This window comes from Psychrobacter piscatorii (genome assembly GCF_904846415.1).
GTDB lineage: Bacteria > Pseudomonadota > Gammaproteobacteria > Pseudomonadales > Moraxellaceae > Psychrobacter > Psychrobacter piscatorii.
In genome coordinates, this window is the sequence record NZ_CAJHAR010000031.1 from 36,947 (window position 1) to 43,366 (window position 6,420).

General features: G+C 45.7%; 3 protein-coding genes. 2 read left to right on the forward strand and 1 reads right to left on the reverse strand.

Annotated features, from left to right (window positions below; all coding sequences use genetic code 11):
• Positions 1-22 precede the first annotated feature (22 nt).
• Complete coding sequence (locus tag JMX83_RS12470; protein WP_201602303.1) at positions 23-1,603, reverse strand: YifB family Mg chelatase-like AAA ATPase; 1,581 nt, start codon at positions 1,601-1,603, stop codon at positions 23-25.
• 336 nt (positions 1,604-1,939) lie between these two features.
• Here JMX83_RS12470 and JMX83_RS12475 point away from each other — a divergent pair, with 336 nt between their 5' ends.
• A complete protein-coding gene (locus JMX83_RS12475; RefSeq protein ID WP_201602305.1) occupies positions 1,940-4,390 on the forward strand; it encodes a penicillin acylase family protein in 2,451 nt (816 codons plus the stop codon).
• A gap of 362 nt (positions 4,391-4,752) precedes the next feature.
• Positions 4,753-6,246 carry an oxygen-independent coproporphyrinogen III oxidase gene (gene hemN, locus JMX83_RS12480; protein WP_406947639.1) on the forward strand — a complete coding sequence of 498 codons (1,494 nt, stop codon included), beginning with the start codon at positions 4,753-4,755 and terminating at the stop codon, positions 6,244-6,246.
• The last annotated feature ends 174 nt before the right edge of the window (positions 6,247-6,420 follow it).

Consider the following 6,420-nt stretch of genomic DNA (forward strand, 5'->3'; position numbering starts at 1 on the left):
TAAAAATTGGCTCAAACGAAGACTACTCCTTACTACGATAGCTGAGCGCCTCTGACACATGGGCGCTGGTAATATCGACACTCGCAGCCAAATCAGCAATCGTGCGTGCAACTCGTAACACTCGATGATATCCACGCGCGGATAAATTCAAGCGCTGCTGAGCAAGTTGCAATAGTTGCTTTTCGCTATCGCCAAGTTTGATGTATTCATCGATTTCGCTCGGACTTAGCTCATTATTAACTTTTCGTTGTCGTTTTAATTGATGCTGATGCGCAGCTGCTACTCGCTCGCGTACTTGTTTGGAAGTTTCACCTGCCTGCGCGCTTTGCAAGTCAGCAATCGGCAATGCTGGTACGGTAATATGCAAATCAATACGATCTAATAGTGGCCCTGAGAGCTTGTCTTGATAGCGTTTGATTTGCTCAGGTCGACAGCGGCAGCGCCCTGAGGTATCGCCATCATAGCCACATGGGCACGGATTCATCGCGGCGACCAGTTGAAAGTTGGCTGGAAAGGTCATTTGCGAGTTGGCACGGCTAATAGTGATTTGCTTGGCTTCTAACGGCTGGCGCAATACCTCAAGCACGCTGCGATCAAACTCTGGTAACTCATCAAGAAACAATACCCCTTTATTAGCAAGCGTAATCTCACCCGGTTTGGGCCGTGAGCCGCCGCCAACCAAGGCGACAGCCGATATAGTGTGATGCACTTGCCTAAAGGGGCGTGTGCCGTAATCGTAATCACTGTCTGCCACTGAATACGTACTAGCTACCTCGAGCGCATCCTCATCACTGAGATCAGGCAATATCGTCGGCAAACGTGAGGCCATGAGCGTCTTGCCCGACCCTGGCGGCCCTGTAAATAATAAAGAATGACCGCCAGCTGCTGCAATCTCCAGCGCGCGTCTGGCATGGTGCTGTCCTTTGACATCTGCTAAGTCCACTTGATAGCCGACCTGCTGCGGTGCTGGACTGGGCTGTACCACTGACAAACTTGCATAGCTTGCACTTGGGTCAACGAGCGACTGTAAGTGACTGCAAACTGCTTTTAGACTCTGTGCAGCCAATATCGTCACACCATCAACGCGGCTAGCCTCACGACCATTATCAATTGGTACGATGAGCTTCGGTGTCTGCGCTAAATGGCTTGGCTCACTTTGTGTTTGTTCATTTGCGTCTATCGTTTGTGATAACTTTAACGCGAGTCCTTCCGCTTTAATCGCGCGTGCCACTGCCAAACTACCGGTTACCTGCCGAAGCTCACCGTTAAGTGCCAACTCGCCAATAAACTCAAGTCCTGATAGCACCTCTGGCTCAAGCTGGCCGCTTGCCGCTAATATACCAATGGCAATCGGCAAGTCCAGACGCGCGCCATCTTTAGGCAAGTCAGCGGGGGCTAAATTAATCGTTAGACGCCGATTAGGAAACTGAAATCCTGAATTAAGAATGGCAGAGCGTACCCTATCTTTACTCTCGCGCACGGCCGCTTCAGGCAGACCAACAATGGTCAATGCAGGTAATCCCTGTGACAGATGAACCTCAATAATTACCTTGGGAGCGTGTAAACCGACGACTGAGCGGGTATAGACTTGGGCAAACGACATCAGCGTTTCCTAACATTAGAGATTAATCGATGATAAAGTATTATTTATCAACGCGCAAATGTCGTGTTTTATAGTCTATTTTATTTACTAGCATAGTTATCAAAAATTATTATATGATAAGTAGGTGCTCTTATGCCTTATCTTATCTGACTTGATTTTTTGATTTACGCAATGCCTATTAGATAGGCTAGATATAGTAAAAAATTTTCTCAGTATGGTACGTCCAGAGTTAGAAAGAGCATTGGCAATAAAAGGATTTTATTGATCATATAAAGCTCGGTGATTGCTGTTTTCTACGGCTTTATACACACCAACTAACCATGGATGGATAAGCTTATGAGCATCGATATGCTTAATCGGCGTGTGCCTAGGCTCGCGCTACTCACAGTGGCAGTTTCTATAGGGTTATCTGGTTGTTTCGGCGACGACGATAACGATTCATTTACCTCTCAATCAACTTATTCAGCAAACATTCAACGTACCGAGTTCGGTATACCTCATATCACTGCCAAAGACTATAAAGGACTTGGTTACGGCGTGGGTTATGCCTTTGCCGAGGATAATATCTGCTCGCTGGCACGTGAAGTCGTTGTGGCTAGCGGCCAAAGTATGCGGTATCTGGGCGACGAAGGTGATGTGGACAGCGACGTTTTTTATACGTGGTACAACTCTCCGGAGAGACGCGCTAAATTTTTGGCTGCTCAGGATCCAGAGGTCGTTGATGCGGTCACTGGTTACGCGGCTGGCTATAGCCGATACCTACGGGATAAAGGGGTTGATAACATCAATCCTGATTGTGCAGGTGCAGAATGGGTACGTGAAATCACGATTGATGATTTGCTGACCGTATATGGCAAAGCGAACTTGCGCGGTGGCCTGTCTAACTTTGTCCGACCCATCGTAGCGGCCGCACCGCCTGATTCAAATGCAACGATGAACAGCAGTAGAATGCGTACCGTTAGTCCAGAGCCAGTAGCCGAGTTTGATAACTCCACGATCAATGCGATGAAAGGTGGCAGCAATGCTTATGCTTTTGGCAGCGAGGTAACTGGTACAGATAGTGGCATCTTATATGGCAATCCGCATGAGCCATGGGAAGGTGTACAGCGCTTTTACGAGTTTCATTTGACCTTACCAGGCGAGCTTGATGTGATGGGCGCCGCTCAACAAGGTCAACCCTTTATTAACATCGGCTTTAACAAGGATGTGGCTTGGAGCCATACTGTTTCGACCGCCAAACGCTTCACCCTTTACCAGCTCAGTTTGGTAAACGGTAACCCTATGAAATACAACTATCAAAACAGTGCAGGTGTGTTTGAGCAACGTGATATCGAAAAAGTCGATGTGACCATTCAACTGCCGAACAATCAAACATTGGTTCGTCCTATCTACTTATCACAGTATGGACCTATGCTGAACGTAAATAAGCTGAATGGTCAATTACCTAACTGGGGCGATAATAATCTCGCTTATACGATTCGTGATGCAGCTTCTGAAAATCCGCGTGCCCTGAACCAATGGCGCAGTATGAATAAAGCACGCAGTGTGGAAGACTTGGTTGATAGAATGCAAGATACGCTAGGACTTGGGTTCGTCAATACCATTGCCACTGATCGCTATGGCAAAGCGCTATACGCTGATATCTCAACCGTACCGCATGTCACTAAGCAACAACTAGAATCTTGTAGTGCAAATGCTGGTCCATTCCTAGTCGCGTTGATTGCATCAGACTTGCCAGCACTAAACGGAGCCACAGCTGCCTGTGAATGGGGCAATGATGCTGACTCGCCGCAAGCAGGTATTTTCGGACGCTCAAATCTGCCTTTCTTAATTCGTGATGATTACGTCGCCAACTCAAACGACAGCTACTGGTTAAGCAACCCCAAGCAGCCCTTGACTGGATTTTCACCTCTCCTACGTCGTCGTCTATCGCCATTTTTAGGGCCTAATGCCGTAGATGGTGTGCCGTTGCTGATGCGTTCGCGCATGGGACTGACACAGATCTCAGATAGACTCAGCAATAAAGACCAACTTGGTGGCAACACCTTTAATTTAGATAATATGCAAGACGTTGTCTATGGCAACCGCAGCTACGTCGCCGAGCTCGTGCTCGATGATGTGTTGGCAGACTGTACAGCCAATCCTGTGATGCCACTGACCAGCGGTGATACGATCGATGCCACTCAGGCTTGTGCAGTTTTGAGCAATTGGGATCGCCGTGATAATTTAGATAGTAAAGGCGCTCATGTATTTAGAGAGTTCTGGCGCAAGGTCAATTTTACGGAAACCACGGACGATGCATTCAATGTGAAGTTTGATATTAACGACCCTGTCAACACGCCTCGTGACCTCATTATTAATGACAATACCCGCAGCGCATTGGGAGATGCGATTGCCTTCTTTAATAGCAAAAATATAGCGCTTGATGCGACTTTGGCAGATCTACAATATGTCATCGATGCAGGCAATAATAATGAAAAAATACCTATGCATGGTGGACTTGGACGCGAAGGTATATTTAACGTTGCTCAAGGTCCAGAACTAAACGAAGATGGTACTTATAAGCCAATTACCAATGGTCCTACCTATATGCAGACCGTCACCTTTGATAGCAAAGGACCCGTCGTAGAGGCGCTATTGGCTTATTCACAAGCCTCAGACAGTACACGCCCTTACCATCGTGATCAGACGCGCCGTTACTCAGCTAAAGACTGGATACGCTTACCGTTTAGTCAAGCTGAAGTCAAAGATCAGGCCGTTGGTAATACCCTTCAGCTAAGAGAATAGTTTTAATAGAAAAAAGCATAAATATAAAAGACCTCAGCTCAGTGCTGGGGTTTTTTATATTTGCATGACAATTCTCCTTCAACACTTAAGTACACGCACCGACCTCCCCACTGCTAATAAGGATTTGCTATACTAGCTGATATATATTTAGCGGCACCTATTGCTACTAATAGACGATTCAAATAGCTCTATTAACCATTATAAAAACACAAAATCGACTCCAAATATGAGTCCTTGACAGCACAAAATCCAGCAGTGTCGAGAGTCAAAACGAGGAATACCGCATGACAGACTATTCAGAGCCGAACACTCAGCAGCCCTACAACCGCGCGGACGAGCCACCAACCACTGTACGCCCTGTTATGCAGCCAGACAACCCTTATGCCAGTACACGCGGCAGTATTACCAGTAAGCAGCTACCAGCATTCGATGAGGCGATCATTAATAAGTACAATCGCTCGGGACCACGTTACACCTCTTATCCAACTGCTCTAGAGTTCACGCCAATACCAGATAGCTTTGAGACAAATGATTTTGAGGCAGTCGGTCTTGAAACAAAAATCCTGCAGAATCGTGAGTCACGCGCGCCTTTATCTTTATACTTCCATATTCCCTTTTGTCGCCACCTTTGCTATTACTGCGCATGCAATAAAATCATCACCAAAAAAAATAGCGATTCTGGTGATTATCTGCAATATTTAATGGCTGAGATTGCCCTTAAACGCCGTTTGCTGTCTGTGCCAGAAGGTAGCGAAAAACCTTTAGTCAAGCAGCTACATTTGGGCGGTGGTACGCCAACATTTTTGCGTGATGAAGAGATGGTTAAACTGTGGGAATTTTTGCAGACTCAGTTTGAGTTTTTGCCAGACGATGAAGGCGACTATTCTATCGAAATCGACCCGCGTGAGCTGAGTGATAATACGCTCAAGATATTACGCAACCTCGGTTTTAATCGTATCAGTTTAGGCGTGCAAGACTTAGATGAAACGGTACAAATTGCCGTCAATCGTGTGCACTCAGCAGAGCTTATTGAGAGTGTCTTGACAGAGGCGCGCGCGCTTGGTTTTCACTCTATCAATATTGATTTGATTTATGGTTTACCGCATCAAACGCCTGCTACTTTGGACAAAACCGTACATCGTATCATCGAGATGTCACCAGATCGCCTGTCTGTCTTTAACTACGCGCATCTGCCTGAGCGTTTCAAAGCTCAACGTCAGATCAGAGACGAAGATCTGCCCAGCCCAGCAGCCAAACTCGCTATGCTCGGCAACACCGTCAATACATTGAGCAAAGCAGGCTATCAATATATCGGTATCGATCACTTTGCCAAGCCCGATGACGAGCTGGCGATCGCCCAGCGCGAAGGTAAATTACATCGTAATTTTCAAGGCTACACCATCATGGGTGACTGTGATTTATTGGGTTTTGGGGTTTCATCTATCAGTCAAATTGCCAATAGCAATACGCGCTATATATTGCAAAATGATACCGATCTACAGAATTACCAAGCTAAGATTGATATGGCGAAAATCAATCCTATGGTCATGCCTGCCGTGAAATATATTAAGACGTCCATCAAAGATCGCTTACGTGAATATGTCATCATGAACTTGCTCTGCCACGATTATCTTGATTTTAAAGATGTGAATCAAAAATTTGGTATCGATGCGATTACCTATTTTATTAATGAGATTCAGCAATTAGGCGAGATGCAAGCAGATAGACTGATTGATATGGATGCAGCAGGCATTCGTGTCTTACCTAGGGGCCGCTTGCTTGGTCGCAATGTCGCCATGGTATTTGATGAATATTTAGAAAAAAGACATAAAAACCGTTTCTCAAAAGTTATCTGATATAACGACTTGGCAGCCAACTATTAGCCATTAAAAAGACCTCAAACGTTCTTTATAGTACCTAAAAGTGTGTAATTCTGACAATAGCCTCCTGTAAAGGGGGTTATTTTTTGCTTGAAATTTACACGTACGTATAGTATAATGTGTGTAATATGTGTAAGGAATCGAGATGAT